Raw genomic sequence first — 15,988 nt, 5'->3', positions numbered from 1 at the left:
GCGCCGTGAACCGACTCGATTCCGGACAGGTGAGCGTTAAAGACCATGTTTTCCCCCGAAGAATTGAATGAACTGATCAGATGCGAACTTGCAAGCAGATTCTCGAGTGCTGAAGTTTGAAAACCCCCCGATGGGAACGGTTACCCCTTCGGCGCCGCTCGGCAAGTCGATCCCGGCAAAGCAGCTGGATCCGATGTAGTTCGGCCAAACAGTCGTGTACCAAGAAACGTTGCCGTTGTTCTGGATCGCAAAATCGGGATCCATTCCTTTGAGATCCGCTCTGTTGAATGCGTGAAGAGTGATCCCGATTCCGTCAGAACCTTTTACGATTCCGCACATTCGATCCGTCTCCGCATCGAAATTCTGTTTTCCGATGACAGGCGGCTCCCATCCCTTTTCAAGCGCGACTCCGTAGGCGTCCGTGTCGCACGGGTTCTTCAGCACGAAGTCCGGCGCCGAGTAGTCGTAGTGCCCGTCGGGCCCGAGCCGGGCGTCGCCGGGTTGCGGCGGATCATTCGGCGGCAGCACCCCCGGTGCAAGCGCATTTTTCCCGGTCTCTTTCCCTGCGGTGGCTGCATTGGCGTCATCCGTCCCGACGGCGCCGCACCCCGCCATCCCCAGCGTGGCGGCGGCTGCGACGGCGAGCGCCGTCGCGGTGGCACCGCGTGCGCGCCACCGCCCGGCCAACGCCCGGCGCATGCGTGGTCTCTTCACTGGATTCCCCCCCCGAATCTCAAGAATCGATCGTGCGGCGGTCGTGTCCGTCGCGCACGAGAAGAGTTCTAACACCGCCGACCTCTTTCCGCCCGGCGAGCGTCCGCAGCCCGATCCCGGCGGCCACGGCGGCCGCTTCCCGCAGCGCATGAACGGGGCGCGGTCCGCTTCTGGGCTGCACGTCGGCTGCCCGGCAAGGCGCCCCACAAACCTCAACCGCAACTTCAGTCTTCGGGGGTGTCAACCTCAACTTGACCCTTGTCGCACCCCGGTCCCGTAGCCACACTGGCCCCATCGGCACCCGTGGGCATCGCCACTCGGGCCGTCGACAAGCACAAAGCCGCACCGCGGCCGACCGCGACCCGACGACCCGCCGCAGAGTGGCGAGGCCCCGGCGACGAGGGCGTAGGGGAAGACGAGCCTCGTCTTGAGGCGGAGCGCCACCGGTACCGGCACCACCGGTGGCGCCCCGTCTCTTCCGCCGACACCTCAGGTGATCATGTCCCGACACGACTCCACCGGAGTGCTGTGGATCCACGCAGCGCGCCCGGCCCTCACGCCTCACGTCGCGTGGGCACTCGCCCGCGCCGGTCTCACGCTGCCCGACGGCACCCGCCCCGCAGCGTCGATGTGGCATGCCCGCCCCGAGGACGACACCCGCATCTGCGCGGAGATCGAGTGGCGCGGCCCTGCGGGCGCCGCCGCGCGCCTCGTCGGCGACCTCGCGCGCTGGCCCGACCTCGTCTTCGAAATCACCGAGGACCCCGCCGCCGACGTCCCCGGCGCCCAGGGCGAGCGCCACTGCCACGTCCCCGCGCTGGGCACGTGGTCGGGCGTCACCGACGCCGCGGGGGACATCCAGATCGGCGAGCAGCGACTCCGCGCCATCATGGCCGCCCACCGGGGCGACGCCGCCGGCATGGCGAGCGCGCTCGACGCCGAGCTGGGCACCGCCTGGGACGCCGCCCTCGAACCCCTGCGTCCCGGCACCGCCGGCTTCGAGCCGTGGGACGCGGTCGGCTTCGGGCAGGGCACGGCGATGCTTGACGACGCCAACCCGGACCCGGCCACCGTCTCCGCCGACATCACCGGTGCCCAGGGCGCCGTGGACGACGGCGCCGTGCAGCCCGCGGCGGGGGAGTACGAGGGCACCGCTTGCGACGTCGTCGAGCTCCTGTCGCGGCGCGCCGTGATGTAGCGGCTCGGGAGGGGCAGTCGGCTCAGTCGGCTCAGTCGGCTCAGTCGGTTCGGGCGGGTCGGCTCACGAGGCTCAGTCGGAGCGCCCGGCTTCGACGTGGGAGACCACGTCGCCGAGCGTCTTCATGGCGGTGACGTGTTCGTCTTCGAAACGCACGCCGGTTTCCTCTTCGCACCGCACCAGCAGCTCCACCACGCCGAGGCGGTCGAGCCCGATGTCGCCGCGCAGCGTGGAGTCCAGGCCCGGCGCCTCCTCCGGTGCGTCGTCGCCGAGCACGCGGAACAGCACGTCGGTGACTTCTGCCCGGGCGCCCGACAAACCGTCCAGGGCGTTGCCGCCCGAACCCCGGCCGCCGGAAGAGTCGGAGGAGGAGTCACCCGCGGTGCCGGCGCCGTCGCCAAGCAAAGCGCTGAGGGCATCGCCCAAACTACTGGTCATGTCCGCTCCGATCCGTCGGGCCCGAAAATGGTCATGTCCCAGGCTACAGGCGGGGATCCACCGGGTCGGACTCGAAGGCGAGCACTCCCGCGGCAGCCTGATACACCTCATCGACGGGTTTGCCCGCACACCAGCGCGACAATGCTTCGATCCCGAGGGCGTACTCCGTCAGGGCGTTGCCCATCTTGCGGTTGGCGTTCCGGCGCCGGAGGCGTTCCAACCGTTCGGGGCGCAGGTAATCGGGCCCGTAGATGATGCGCAGATACTCGCGCCCGCGGACCTTCATACCCGGTTGCACGAGTTTGCCGCCGTGACGGGAGACGGTTTCCGCGGGCTTCATCACCATGCCCTCACCGCCGGCCGACGTCAGGTCGAGCCACCAGGCGGTCACCGGGTCCACGGAGTCCGGGTCCGTGGATGCGAACATCCGCCGGGTCTCCCGGAACGGCGAGTCCTGGGGCGATCCATCGCAGACTTCGGAGGATGCCGAGATCAGTCGGTCGATGACCCCCAGGTGCCACCGGTGCGGCCGAGTTGCCGTCAAGCGTGACCCAACGGCGAGAACCGCGAACGGGGCCAACTGCACGGGAGCCTCGGCGGGAGCGCTGTAGCTGCGGTAGGCGTCGCGGAACGCCCCCAGTTCACCGAGCCGTTCCTCGATTTGCCCGGCGACGGCTGCGGCTTTCCCGGCGTCGGGTCCATCAATGACGTGATTGGCCTCGGAGAAAGCGGCGGCCGCCAGCGACAGCGACGACTCTCCTGCGGCGGCCGGCCCCGCGAAGTCGTCGCGAATCAGGTCCATCGCGGTGAATGACCAGGGGAGCAACTCGCAGTCGAGCACGGCAACGTCCGCGGGTTCGCCGTGTGGAGCGTGCCCTGCGGTGCCACCGCCTTCGTTGCCTTCGGTCCACAGACCCGAGGCGTCGGCGGAGGCCAGCACGGACGTGATCAGCTCCCGGACGCGAGGTCCATCGATCGACCGGCCCGTGCGCGTGTACAGGTACGACGATTCCGGCGAACCCCGGTGCAGGACGGCCACGGCCCGCGAGCCCATGTGCTTTTCCTCGCAGACGACCTCCTTCACGCCATGTGAGCGGAAATGCGCGAGAGCCTCCGTCGGATGCTCGAGGTAGCCCGCAACGGATGAGGAGGGCGCGGGGGCCATCGTCGGCGGAAGATAGATGATCTTCGCCGGCGGCATGGCGAATCTGCTCAACGGTTCGAGTGCGCCCGCGGCCCGCTCGGCCGACACCTTGACGTGCCCGAACAGACCGGTCGAAATCCGGTGATCTCCAAGGATGCTCGAAGCCGCCACCGCACCTTCGGGAAGCGCCGCGACCTCGGACGCGGACTGGGACCGAGTCGCGGAGCTCTCCGGTCGGGCGATCGTCACGGGGAGGTCGGGCTTCGTCTGGTCCGCGCGGCCGGAGCAATCGGTTTCGCCGGCCTGCTCCGCGGACGGGCGCCCGTCATGTGAACTCGCGTCGCTTGCGGGTTCGCGGGAAGGGGCACTGGGCTCGGTCCACATCCGATGGGCCGGCACCGACATGATGTCCCGTTCGGGGTACCGGAGGGCCGTAAGCTCACCGCCGAAGACGCACCCGGTGTCCAGGCAGAGCGTGTTATTGACCCATTCGGCCCGGGTGGTGGGCACGTGTCCGTAGACGACCGCCGCCGACCCGGCGTAGTCGCGTTCCCATTCGCCTCTGACGGGCAGCCCGTGCTCCGTCTTTTCGCCGGTCACATCGCCGTACAGACCGAACGCACGCACCTTCGCGGAGGCTCGGCCATGAAAGGCCTCCGGCAAGCCGGCGTGGGCGACCACGAGCCGGCCATCGTCGAGGACGAAGTGCCCGATCAATCCGGCCAGGAACTCGCGGGCGCGATCGATGAACCCGGGGTCTTCGTCGGCGATCCCCTCGAGCTGCTCCATCGACTCGGCCAGCCCGTGGGTTCGGCGAACCTTCGCGCCGCCCAACGCGCGGGCCAGTTTGACGTCGTGGTTGCCGGCCACGCACAGCGCATCGCCGGAATCCACCATCGCCATCACAAGGCGCAGCACCCCCGGCGTATCGGGGCCGCGATCGACCAGATCGCCGACGAAGACGACCGTCCGGCCATGCGGGTGACGGGCACCGATCGGCCTGCGCCGTTCATCGAAGTCGATGACGTACCCGAGCGCCCCCAACAGCTCGACGAGTTCAGCCAGGCACCCGTGGACGTCGCCGATGAGGTCGAAGGGGCCGTGCAGATCCCGCTTGTCGCAGAAGAGCTTCGTGCGCTCCACCGTCGCTTCGCCCAACCGCAGGCCGTCGAGCAGGTAGACCTTGCCGAACCCCTCTTTTCGGGCGGCCCGGGCCGCTCCCGACAATGTCCGGGACATGCCGCGCACGATGCTTTCCGGCACATCGCGCCCACCCGCGGCCACCCGGGCGCCGATGCGTTCGAGCGCGGCATCCACGGGTACGTCGACGATGATCAACGAAGCGAGGCAATTGTTGTCGCGGGCGATTTCGACCCACCGCCGCCGGTCTTCCGCTCTGCAATTCGTCGCGTCCACGACGGTGAACAGATTCCGCTTCAGCCGCGCGGCCACCACCGCCTCCAAGATGGCGAAGGCGTCACCCGTCGCATCCTGGTCGGACGCATCGCCGCTGACCATTTCGCGGAAATCGTCGGATGCGAAGACTTCGCCTTCGCCGAACACCGACGAGGCATACGTCGACTTGCCGGCGCCGGGGACGCCGGCCAGGACCACGAGGCCCGCTTCGGGAACTGACACGTGGGTGAGCCGTCTCATTCCGTTGGTCCTTTCTCCGGGGCGCAATCTGTGGTGGTGGTAGCGGTGCGGGTGAACACTGCCACCTGGGATTCGTGCCCCGTCGCCGCATCGAGCTTTCCGGTACCGCCGATGTCGACGGAGTACCCGTGGGCATCCGCCACCTTTCCACACCAGCGGGCGAAGCCCTCGCGGTCCAGTTCGACGCGGTGGTCGGGATGTCGCTTCTCGCCCGGGGCCAGCCCCGGGTAGTTGACGTTGTATTCGGCGTTCGGAGTGGTCACGATGACGGCTCGGGGGCGAGCGTGCCCCCAGATGGCCTGCTCGGCCTCCGGCCACCGGATCGGGTCCAGGTGCTCGAGCACTTCCGAGAACACGATCGCGTCCTTGCCCGGGAAACGCGTGTCGCACAGCAGCGCCGAACCGTGGCCCAGTTCGATGGGCGCGCCCCACCGGTCGGGCTCTTCATCGATGCCCAGCTTGTTTTTCGCCCTCTCCAGGACCACCGGGGCGGGATCGATGCCCACCACGTGCCTGACGCTGGGCCGCCCCGCGATGGCGGCGAGAATCCTGCCTTCGCCGCAGCCGATCTCCAGGACGCTTTGTGCCCCCAGGTCATCGATTGCCGCAGTTATCGCATCGATCCGATCATCGCGCAGCCGGTGGGGATTCGTGCCGGCCGTCCCAGCCTCTCCGTCTCCTCCGGCAGCGCCGTTCGTCAAATTCGTCGGCCGATCACCTGCCTTCTCTCCGGCGCCGAGCCGGCGGCGGGCTTCGTCGACGAGTTCCCGCTGCCGAGCCAGCCCCCGGAACAAGATGGTGTCGAGTTCCGGGTGCCCGGCCAGCCAACCGCCGCCGAAAGACGCCATCTTCTCCGCTTCCTCGGGGCCCACCCAGAAATGCTTCCGCCCCTCCAGAACGGGGAGCAGGACGTAGAGCTGCGAGATGGCCGACGCGATCGTTGATCGCCCGGACAAGCGCAAGACTGCTGTCGGGGCATCGCCCCACTCCGGAAACCGTTCATCGGCCGGCGAGCTCTCGACCCGGACACGCCACCCCATCGGTGAAAACATCGCTTTCGCCAGTTCCGGGCTCCCCACGGCGGCGACGGTGAGCTCCAACGGCAGAGGCGTTTCGGCGAGCCCGGCGTACTCGGCCGATACGCCGTCGGCCCCCGCCATCGCACTCCTGAACACCCGCGACAACGCCGTGGACATCAAGGATCCGGCCACGTGCGGGCGCGACGATACGTATCCCGACGTCGCCAGTTCGCGGGCACGCGATCGCTTGTCCTTGATCTCATCGGCGGGGGAGACGTCGACCCACATCGCGATGCGGAGACGGTCGTCGTCGGCATGCGGCGCGGCGACCGTCGCGATCCCGAACGGCAACGTGAACGAATTGACCCGTTGGGGATGCTTGCCCAGCAGAAAACCGGCGTCGGTGGCGACCGGGAACCCGGCGTCCGGATCGGCGTGGACGGTCAATTCGAAGTGCATGCCGCCACTATCTCATGCACGCCGGATCGGATTGTCGCGCTTCCGGCCCCGGCGCTCCCGGTCTCCGCGGTCGCCGAACCAGCATCTCCCGAGCCGGCAATTCCGGATCCCGCCAACCAGAACCGGCGAGCGGGGAGCCCGCCCACGAAAAACGGCGAAGCCGCGGCGGGAGGCATCGTCTCCTCCCGCCGCGGCTTCGCCTTCCGCGGCTTCGCTCCCGCAACGGTCTCGCGGGTGGCTCGGGCGCGCCGGCCGATCATCCGACCGGCCGGCGTCGCAAAGCCGGACTACACCACCGTCGGGTCGGTGATCTGGTACTTCTCGGCGGCCTTCTGCGCCACCGACGCCGGCAGCTTGCCCTCGCGGGCCAGGCCGGCCAGCGCAGCGACGACGATCGACTCGGCGTCGATGTTGAAGTAGCGGCGGGCGGCCTCGCGGGTGTCGGAGAAGCCGAAGCCGTCGCAGCCCAGCACCGTGTAGTCGCCCGGCACCCACTGGCGGATCTGCTCCGGGATGGCGCGCTGGAAGTCGGACACGGCGATGAACGGGCCATCGGCGTCCTCCAGCACGCGCTGCACGAACGGGCGCTCGTGGAACTCCGCCGGGTTGTGCAGCACCTCGGTCTCGCGGGCCAGGCCGTCGCGGGCCAGCTCGTTCCACGAGGTCACCGAGTAGATCGACGACGGGATGCCGTACTCCTCCTCCAGCATCTCGGCGGCCTTCAGCGCGCCCTGCATGCCGATGCCCGACGCCAGCAGGTTGACGTGGTTCTCGCCCTTGGACTCCTTGAAGGCGTAGATGCCCTTGAGCAGCCCCTTGACGTCCAGGTCCTCCGCCGCGGCCGGCTGCGGGGTCGGCTCGTTGTAGATGGTCAGGTAGTACATGACGTCCTCGCCGCGGCCCTCGCCGTACATGCGGTCGATGCCCTCGCGGATGATGTACGCGGCCTCGTAGGCGAACGCCGGGTCGTAGGTCACCACCGCGGGGTTCGTCGCCGCCAGCAGCGGGGAGTGGCCGTCCATGTGCTGCAGGCCCTCGCCGGTCAGCGTGGTGCGTCCGGCGGTGGCGCCGAGCAGGAAGCCGCGGCACTTCTGGTCCCCGGCCTGCCACATCTGGTCGCCGGTGCGCTGGAAGCCGAACATCGAGTAGAAGATGTACAGCGGGATCATCGCCTCGCCGTGGGTGGCGTAGGACGTGCCGGCGGCGATGAACGACGCCATCGACCCGGCCTCCGAAATGCCCTCGTGGAGGATCTGGCCCTGCTCGGATTCCTTGTAGGACAGCATCAGGTCATGGTCGACCGGGGTGTACTGCTGGCCGTGCGGGTTGTAGATCTTCAGCGTCGGGAACCACGAGTCCATGCCGAAGGTGCGGGCCTCGTCCGGGATGATCGGCACGAAACGCTTGCCCAGCTCCTTGTCGCGCATGAGCTCCTTGAAGATGCGCACCACGGCCATCGTCGTGGCCACCTGCTGCTTGCCCGAGCCCTTCAAAATGGACTTCAGCGAGTCCATCTCGGGCACGACCAGCGGCTCGTACGTCTCGCGGCGCTCCGGCACGAAACCGCCCAGTTCCTTGCGGCGCTCCTTGAGGTACTGCAGCTCCTCGGAGTCCTCGCCCGGGTGGTAGTACGGCGGCAGGTACGGGTCCTTCTCCAGGACCTCGTCGGAGATCGGGATCTCCTGCTTGTCGCGGAAGCGCTTCAGATCGTCGAGGGTCAGCTTCTTCATCTGGTGCGTGGCGTTGCGGCCCTCGAAGTTGTGGCCCAGGCCGTAGCCCTTGATGGTGTGCGCCAGGATGACGGTCGGCTGGTCCTTGGTCTCCAGCGCCTTCGCGTAGGCCGCGTAGATCTTGCGGTAGTCGTGGCCGCCGCGCGACAGGCTCCAGATCTCCTCGTCCGTCATGTCCTCGACGAGCTTGGCGGTGCGCGGGTCGCGGCCGAAGAAATGCTCGCGGACGAATGCGCCGTCGTTGGCCTTGAGCGTCTGGTAGTCGCCGTCGCGGAAGCCGTTCATCAGCTCCACCAGCGCGCCCTCGTGGTCCTTCTCGAACAGGGCGTCCCAGTCGCGGCCCCACACGACCTTGATCACGTTCCAGCCGGCGCCGCGGAAGAAGCTCTCCAGCTCCTGGATGATCTTGGTGTTGCCGCGCACCGGGCCGTCGAGGCGCTGCAGGTTGCAGTTGACCACGAACGTCAGGTTGTCCAGGTTGTTGATCGCGGCGGTCTGGATCAGGCCGCGCGACTCCGGCTCGTCCATCTCGCCGTCGCCGAGGAACGCCCAGACGTGCTGCTGGGAGGTGTCGGCCAGGCCGCGGTCGTGGAGGTAGCGGTTGAAGCGTGCCTGGTAGATCGCGCCCATCGGGCCGAGGCCCATGGAGACGGTCGGGAACTCCCAGAAGTCCGGCATGCCGTGCGGGTGCGGGTAGGACGGGATGCCGCCCTGGGGGCGCGAGACCTCCTGGCGGAAGCCGTCGAGGTCGTCCTCGTCCAGGCGGCCCTCGAGGAATGCGCGGGCGTATACGCCGGGGGAGGCGTGGCCCTGGAAGAAGACGTGGTCGCCGCCGCCGGGGTGGTCCTTGCCGCGGAAGAAGTGGTTGAAGCCGACCTCGTACAGCGGGGCGGAGGAGGCGTAGGTGGAGATGTGCCCGCCGACCCCGATGCCCGGCCGCTGCGCGCGGTGGACCATGATCGCGGCGTTCCAGCGGATCCACTTGCGGTAGCGGCGCTCGACGGCCTCGTCGCCCGGGAATTCGGGCTCCATCGACGTGGGGATGGTGTTGACGTAGTCCGTGGAGGTCAGCGGCGGCAGTGCGACGCGGCGGGCGGTGGCGCGCTCGAGCAGACGGAGCATGAGGAAGCGGGCGCGGTCGGGCCCGGCCTCCTCCAGCAGCGCGTCGAGCGACTCCAGCCACTCGCGGGTCTCCTCCGGGTCGATGTCCTTCAGGTAGGACTCGACGCCGTCTCGGATGAGCGCGAAGTTGGAATCGTCGACATGTCGGTCCGCCTTGTCGGCCATGTGTTTCCTCTCGGATCGTGGGGCGGTCGGCCCCTGTGGTGCGGGGCTGGTTTTCGCCCGGATTGTTTTCTACATCACTCTACTTCCGTTTGGGTTGCGGTGGCGGGGAGTGTCCGCGTCACTTTTGCTTGACGACGCATCGTCCGCCCGCACCGCGACTAACGGCGTTGAGCGCCGCTCGGCCCGACGCCGCCGGAGGGGCCGGAGGCGGGCCGTCGTCACGCCCCCGCGACCGCCTGTCCGGCTCCGATGACCACAGTTTCCGCGGCCGCGGCGAGGACGCGGGGGTCGTGGCTCGTCAGAACCTGGGCCATGCCGCCGGCCCGTGCGTCGGCCAACGCCGCGAGCACGAGCTCCGCCGACCGGTGATCGAGGGCGGAGGTCGGTTCGTCGCACAGCAGCACGCGCGGATTGCGCAGGAGGGAGAGCGCGATGCTCACCCGCTGGCGCTGGCCGCCGGAAAGATCGCCTGGCCGGCTGCGGCGGATCGCGTGGAAGCCGGGCAGCTGCAGGCGGTCGAGCATCGCCGCGATGTCGTCGTCGGGAGCTCCCGTCCGCCGCAGTTGCGAGCCCACCGTCACCGAGGGGTTGAGGGCGAGCTCCGATTCCTGCGGCACCCAGCCGAACCCCGACCGCACGTGGCGCGGGCGGTGCCCCAGGTCGGGTGCGAGGTCGGAGCCGTCGAAGGAGATGCGGCCCTCCGTCGCCGGCACAAGACCGAGGATGGACCGCAGGACGGTCGTCTTCCCCGCGCCCGAGGGGCCGGACAGTGCCACCGCGCCGCCGGCGTCCACGGCGAGGGATACGCCTTCGACGATGCGGCTGCCGTTGCGGTGGACCACCAGATCGCGCACGTCCAGAAGGGGACGTTGCGCGGCGCCGGAGTCGGGGGCGGGGGCGGAGGCGGAGGCGGGTGCGGGAGCCGGGGGAGCGGCGGAGGCGATGCCGGCGTCGGCGGGGCCCGAAACGGCGGAGTCCGGCTCGGCGGTTTCTTCGTGATCGGCGGCCGGGTCGGCGGTCTTCGGGCCGGAAAGGCCCGCGCAGGCGCCGTCGAACGCGAAGGTGACGTCGGCGAGCGCATCGGCCACCGCATGGTCGTGGGTGATGACCAGGAACGTCGCCTTCGTCCGCTCGCGGGCCCGGCAAAGCGTGTCCATCATCAGCTCCACCGCCGCGGCGTCGACGCCGGCGGTCGGCTCATCGATGATCAGCAGTTCCGGGGCCGCCGCGAGGCCCGCGGCCACCCCGACCCGGCGGCGCTGCCCGCCCGACAACTCCGATGGGCGCCGGTCGAGGATGCCCGTCACGCCGGAGAGCCCCAAATCCTCGAGGAGGCGGAGCATGGCGTCGTCGGAAAGCACCGGGGCCCGGCCCCCGCGCGACGGCGAGCCATGCGCGATGCGGGCGCGTTCGCCCAGGATGCGGCGCACCGTCAGATGCGGCGGCAGCGACGCCCCGGGGTCCTGGTCCACGTAGGCGCAGCGGCGGCGCAGGGTCCGCAGCTGCCGCGGGGACATGGCCAACGGATCGAGGCCGTCGACCGCGATGGCGCCGGCGGTGACCGTCAGTCCGTCGGGGACGTCGCCGAGCAGCGCGTGCGCCAGCGTCGACTTGCCGGACCCCGAGGGGCCGACGAGCGCGATGGCGGAGCCCGCCGGCACCTCCAGGTCGAGGTCGCGGAAAACGGCGCCGCCGCGGGAGGCGACGGACAGGCCTCGCACGGACACGGGGATCATCGGCGACCTCCCGTGGCCAGGTCGGTGAGCAGGGCCGGCGGTGCAGTCAGCGCGATGATCGCAGCCACCGGGGCCACCACCGACCACGGGTTCAGGTCGATGCCGGAAATGCCCGCGCCGACCATCGCCGCCCACGTTTCGCCGCCGGAGCCGGACGCGCCGCCCAGGAACGAGGCGGTGGCCGTCATGAAGACGACCGCGACGTAGCGGATGCCGGCGTCGGCCAGGATCGGCCGGCGCATGGCGGGCAGCACGTCGCGGACGATGATCGAGGGCCACGACGCGCCCGTGGCGCGCGAGATCTCCACGAACCCGGAGGACAGCACCGGCCGCGCCGCCGCATCGAGGTACTTCGCGGACATCGGCAGCGAGACCAGTACCGCCATCGCGGCCACCGCCGCGATGTTGCCGCCCGTCGCCGCGATGACCGCCAACAGGATCACCATCGCGGGGATGACCAGCAGCGTTTCGGTGAACCACCGGAACACCGGCCGCCACCTCGGCAGCGCCGCGGAGGCCAGGCCGACGGCCAGGCCGGCGGCAGTCGACGCCAGGGCCGCGATGGCGGGCGGAATGACCAGAGCCGCGTTGCCCATGAGCATGCGGGCGAGCAGATCGCGGCCCAGCCGGTCGGTGCCCAGCGGATGACCCGGCTGCGGCTCGTCGAACGGCCGGCCGACGGGTTCGCCGGGATCGGGCGCGCCCAGCCACCCCGCGATCAGCGGGCCGGCGATGGCGCAGGCCAGCACGGCGCACCAAATGAGGGCCAGCGCCCAGGCGTAGGTCCTCCGCGGACTGCGGCCGCGGGGGTCGGGGACGCGGAACCGGGCGAAACGGGACCGCGTTGCCGGCGTCGCGTCGGCTGAAGGGGTCGGCGTCGCGTCGGTTGCGGGGGCGGTCGCCGGGTCAGCTGAAGGGGCGCGTGTCCCGTCGGCTGCGGCGGCCCGGGGATCGGTGGGACCCGTGAAAAGAGTGGGGCGGATCATCGGCGGGCCCTCCGATCATTGATCTCGTCGCCGAGGCCGGACATGCGCTCCGCCATGGCGAAGGCGGCGACCGTGATGGCCGCGAAAATCACGACGAGGGACGACACGGCGACCGTCTCCCGGGCCGACACGAGCCCGGCGACGAGCGTGCCCGCGCCCGGGTACCCGACGACGTTCTCGATGACCACCGTGCCGGTGACCGCGTAGGGGACCGTGGCCGCGCACGCTTGCGCGATCGGTCCCGCGGCGGCGGGCAGGGTGTGGCGGAGCATCACCGCCGCCGGATGCATCCCGGCGAGTGCGGCGGCCCGGACGTGCGGCCGCAGGGAAGCGTCCACCACCGCGGCGCGGACCATCCGCTGCAACCATGCACCGCCCGTCAACGCGATGCCGAGCACCGGGACGATGAGCGCCGCCGGCCGGTCCAGGGGAGTGCCGCCGGGTGGAACCAGCGACACCGCCGGAGCCACGCGGAGCAGTCCCGCCAGCACGACGAGCAGCAGGGTCGCCAGGGCGAACTCGGGAACGGCCAACGTGGTCTGGGCGCCGGTGGACACGGCGCCGTCGCGCGCCGATCCGGGGCGCGCCCCGGCTACCGCGCCGGTGACCACGCCGAGCAGGATCAGCGACGGCAGGGCGAAGGCGACGAGGATCGCAGAATTGCGCGCGGGGACGGCCGCCGCCTCCCACACCGGCGCACCGGAGGAGAACAGCGAACCGCCGTCGCCATGCAGCACGAGGGCCGACGCCCATTCGGCCAGGCGCACCGCCAGGGGTCTGTCCAGACCGAGGTCGGCGCGCACCTGCTCGATGCGCGCCGCATCCGACGTGCGGGCGATGATCGTCGCGGCGTCGCCGGGCAGCCAGTCCATCAGCACGAAGGTCAGCGCCGACGCGCCGGCGAGAACCGACAGCCACCGCACGGCGCCGGCGAAGGCGGAACGGGCCGGCTGCGGCCCGAACCTCACTTCTTCTCCGGCAGCGGAACCGACAAGGACACGGGCATGTCCGGCACTCCTTCGGCCCGGCCGTGGACGGCGTTGGCGTAACCCCACAGCAACTCGCCGCCGTCCTCGTGCATCTCTTCGGCGAGGTCGGCGATCATGCCGGCGCGGCGGCCGTCGTCGGTTTCGGCCTGCGCCGCGGCGAGCTTCCCATCCCACTCGGGGTTCGAGCCGAAGCCGGACAGGTTGAACATCGCCTTCGAGCCGGTCAGGAACGACAGGCCGGATTCCAGGGGGCGGTTGACGAAGTACGAGGCGAACACGGGCAGCTTCTTCAGCGCGCCCATGTCGGCGAAGTAGGTGGTCGGGTCCCGCTTGTCGACGGTGACCTTCACGCCGGCCTCCTCGAACTGGCGCGCGGCCAGCTCGGCGCCGTCGTTCATGCCCGGGGAGAAGTCCGCGGTGACGATGGTGAACTCCTTGACGCCCTTCTTCTCGAAGATGCGGCGGGCCTCCTCGATATCCCGCTTGGGGGCTTTGATTTTCTCCGGGTAGCCCGGGAAGCCCAGGCCCGGGATGTCCGCGCCCGGCTCGCCGGCGCCGTCGAGCGCCTGGTCCACCAGCGCCCGGCGATCGAGCGCGATCTTGGCCGCGCGGCGGACGTCGGGATCGTCAAACGGGGCGACGGTCGTGTTGAGGATGAACATGAGCCCCTTCGAGTCGGCGGTGCCCGGGACCCACGCCTCGGCGGTCCGCAGGCTGCGCCGGGCCGTGGCCGGGAGATCGACGGCCAGATCGACGGCGCCGGAATCGACCGCCCTGCTCCGTGCGTCGGCGTCGGCGATGACCTGCACCTCGAGGTTGTCGGAGATGCGCTTTTCGGCCGGGTACTCCGGGTTGGCGGTGAGCTTCCACCCCTGGCCCGAGTCGCCGGAGTCCACCACGTAGGGGCCCGAACCGATGCCGTTGGACGGGTCGCCGCCCTTGAACACCAGGCTGGACAGGCCCAGGACGGCCCCGACGAAATCGGCCCGCGGCCGGGACAGCGTGAACTCGACGGTGGAGTCGTCCTTCGCGGAGGACGCCCCGAGGTCGATGTCGGCGAGGGTCATGCCCTTCATCGGATCCTTGGCCGTCTCGCGGAACGACGCCAGCACGTCTTCGGCGGTCACGGGGGAGCCGTCGGAGAACTTCGCGCCGTCGCGCAGGGACACCGTCCAGACCGTGGCGTCGTCGTTCGGCTCGGCTTTCGCCGCGAGCTGGAACAGCGCGCCGTCGTCGCCGGCGATGACCAGCGATTCGTAGACCGCGTACAGCACCGCCCAGGTGGCGGTCGACATCGCCTCGGCGGGGCTCAGGCCCTCGCCGGGGGCGCCGATGGCGGCGATGCGGAGGGTGTCCAGCTTCTTTCCGGGCTCCTTGCCGTTGCCGCCGTCGGAGGGGTCGGACGAGCAGGCCGCGAGGACGGGGCCGGCGGTCGCGGCGGCTGCGGCGGTGGCCAGGATGCGGAGGAAGGTACGGCGTTGCATGTGGTTCTCTTCTCTGTGATTCGTTTGTGGTTCGGGAGCCCGGGTGGTCCGGGTGGTCGGTGGCCGGTGGCCGGTGGCCGGTGGTCGGTGGCCGGGGCCACGGGGCTACTGGGCCGTCGGGACGGGGATGCGGGGATCGGACATGAACAGGTCCTGATCCGCCCACACCGCGACCTTCTGTCCTTCGCCGATCGCCTGGGCGACGAAGGTCAGCGGTTCCGGTTCGCCGCGGCGCACGGCGCAGTCGCCGGCGGCGAACACCTGCGGGACCGAAGACCTGCCGTGGTCGTCGACGACGATGCAGCCGCCGTTCATCTCCGCGCCGAGCCGTTCGCCGAGGTCTCCGCCCGCGACGGTCGGCGGCACGGCGAAGACGACCTCGCACTGGAGCGGTCCCGTCGAGGTCGACGTCACCTCGACCGTCCCCGGCTCGCCGGAGATTCCGGTGGCGGCGCCGTCGATGAGCTCTACGCCCGTTTCGGGCAGGGCGGCCAGCAGAACCTCGGGGATCGAGGAGCGTTCCGCGAGCAGCCGCACGCGGTCCGAGATGCGGTCGCGGAGGTAAAGGGCCTGATACGCGGCTTTCATCGGCGGCGTCCCGGGGACGGAGACGACGACGATGTCCTTGCCCCGTGCTTCGTGGCCGTGGCAGTACGGGCAGTGGAACGAATATCGGCCGTGCGATTCCGACAGGCCGGGCAGTCCGTCGATGACGTCGCGAAGCCCGGATCCGACGATGACGCGGCGGGCGAAGATTGCCGTGCCGTCGTCGCAGGCCAGCTCGACCCCGTCGCGTTCCGCATCCGCCCGCCCGTCCGTGACGGCGGTGCGGCGGTAGCGGACCGTGTCCAGTGCGGCGAGCTCGTCGCGCGCCCGCGCGCGGATGTCGGCCGGCGGCGTGCCCTCGATCCCGATGAGCATGTGGGCCCCGGTGGACCGCGCGTTCCGGTAATCGCCGGAGTCGAACACGATGACGGATCGGCCCTGGCGGCCCAGGACGAGCGCGGACTCCAGGCCCGCGGCCCCGCCTCCGACGATGGCGACGTCGCATGTTTCCGGGCCCGGATTCGGGGGTGATTGTCTGCCGGTCAAGGTAGCTCCTCGGAGTCGATGGCGGTGCGTTTCACACCACGTGGAAATCAACTTAT

General features: G+C 70.1%; 11 protein-coding genes. 1 reads left to right on the top strand and 10 read right to left on the bottom strand.

The window, feature by feature from the left end; translation table 11 throughout:
* Nucleotides 1–36 precede the first annotated feature (36 nt).
* Entirely contained in the window at nucleotides 37–699 is a 663-nt protein-coding gene (locus CHAN_RS09330) for a hypothetical protein (protein ID WP_290289057.1), read from the bottom strand.
* 514 nt (nucleotides 700–1,213) lie between these two features.
* Here CHAN_RS09330 and CHAN_RS09325 point away from each other — a divergent pair.
* On the top strand, nucleotides 1,214–1,912 hold the full coding sequence (locus CHAN_RS09325; protein WP_290289055.1) for a DUF3145 family protein: 699 nt from the start codon (nucleotides 1,214–1,216) through the stop codon (nucleotides 1,910–1,912).
* 72 nt (nucleotides 1,913–1,984) lie between these two features.
* Here CHAN_RS09325 and CHAN_RS09320 read toward each other — a convergent pair whose 3' ends face one another.
* From CHAN_RS09320 to CHAN_RS09280, 9 genes are all read right to left on the bottom strand, one after another.
* Nucleotides 1,985–2,350 carry an acyl carrier protein gene (locus CHAN_RS09320; RefSeq protein WP_065421474.1) on the bottom strand — a complete coding sequence of 122 codons (366 nt, stop codon included), beginning with the start codon at nucleotides 2,348–2,350 and terminating at the stop codon, nucleotides 1,985–1,987.
* Between the two features lie 43 nt (nucleotides 2,351–2,393).
* Nucleotides 2,394–5,132, bottom strand: a complete 2,739-nt coding sequence (locus CHAN_RS09315; RefSeq protein ID WP_290289052.1) for an AAA family ATPase — start codon at nucleotides 5,130–5,132, stop codon at nucleotides 2,394–2,396.
* A gap of 14 nt (nucleotides 5,133–5,146) precedes the next feature.
* Nucleotides 5,147–6,628 (bottom strand): 3' terminal RNA ribose 2'-O-methyltransferase Hen1, encoded by a 1,482-nt coding sequence (locus CHAN_RS09310; RefSeq protein ID WP_290289050.1) that lies wholly within the window; start codon nucleotides 6,626–6,628, stop codon nucleotides 5,147–5,149.
* 287 nt (nucleotides 6,629–6,915) lie between these two features.
* Nucleotides 6,916–9,645, bottom strand: coding sequence for a pyruvate dehydrogenase (acetyl-transferring), homodimeric type (gene aceE / locus CHAN_RS09305; RefSeq protein WP_290289048.1), 2,730 nt, complete (start codon nucleotides 9,643–9,645; stop codon nucleotides 6,916–6,918).
* Between the two features lie 218 nt (nucleotides 9,646–9,863).
* A complete protein-coding gene (locus CHAN_RS09300; RefSeq protein WP_290289046.1) occupies nucleotides 9,864–11,381 on the bottom strand; it encodes an ABC transporter ATP-binding protein in 1,518 nt (505 codons plus the stop codon).
* Entirely contained in the window at nucleotides 11,378–12,130 is a 753-nt protein-coding gene (locus CHAN_RS09295; protein WP_241485391.1) for an ABC transporter permease, read from the bottom strand. The genes CHAN_RS09300 and CHAN_RS09295 overlap by 4 nt, the downstream gene beginning before the upstream one ends.
* A 233-nt stretch (nucleotides 12,131–12,363) precedes the next feature.
* On the bottom strand, nucleotides 12,364–13,335 hold the full coding sequence (locus CHAN_RS09290) for an ABC transporter permease (RefSeq protein WP_290289042.1): 972 nt from the start codon (nucleotides 13,333–13,335) through the stop codon (nucleotides 12,364–12,366).
* On the bottom strand, nucleotides 13,332–14,840 hold the full coding sequence (locus CHAN_RS09285) for an ABC transporter substrate-binding protein (protein ID WP_048741725.1): 1,509 nt from the start codon (nucleotides 14,838–14,840) through the stop codon (nucleotides 13,332–13,334). Before CHAN_RS09285 ends, CHAN_RS09290 begins: the two co-directional genes overlap by 4 nt.
* Nucleotides 14,841–14,945: 105 nt before the next feature.
* Complete coding sequence (locus CHAN_RS09280) at nucleotides 14,946–15,932, bottom strand: NAD(P)/FAD-dependent oxidoreductase (RefSeq protein ID WP_290289036.1); 987 nt, start codon at nucleotides 15,930–15,932, stop codon at nucleotides 14,946–14,948.
* Nucleotides 15,933–15,988 lie beyond the last annotated feature (56 nt).

The sequence above is a fragment of the Corynebacterium hansenii genome (genome assembly GCF_030408795.1).
GTDB classification, from domain to species: Bacteria; Actinomycetota; Actinomycetes; order Mycobacteriales; family Mycobacteriaceae; genus Corynebacterium; species Corynebacterium hansenii.
Note: the sequence above shows the minus strand (reverse complement) of the source record. Positions and strands in the feature narration are given on the sequence as shown.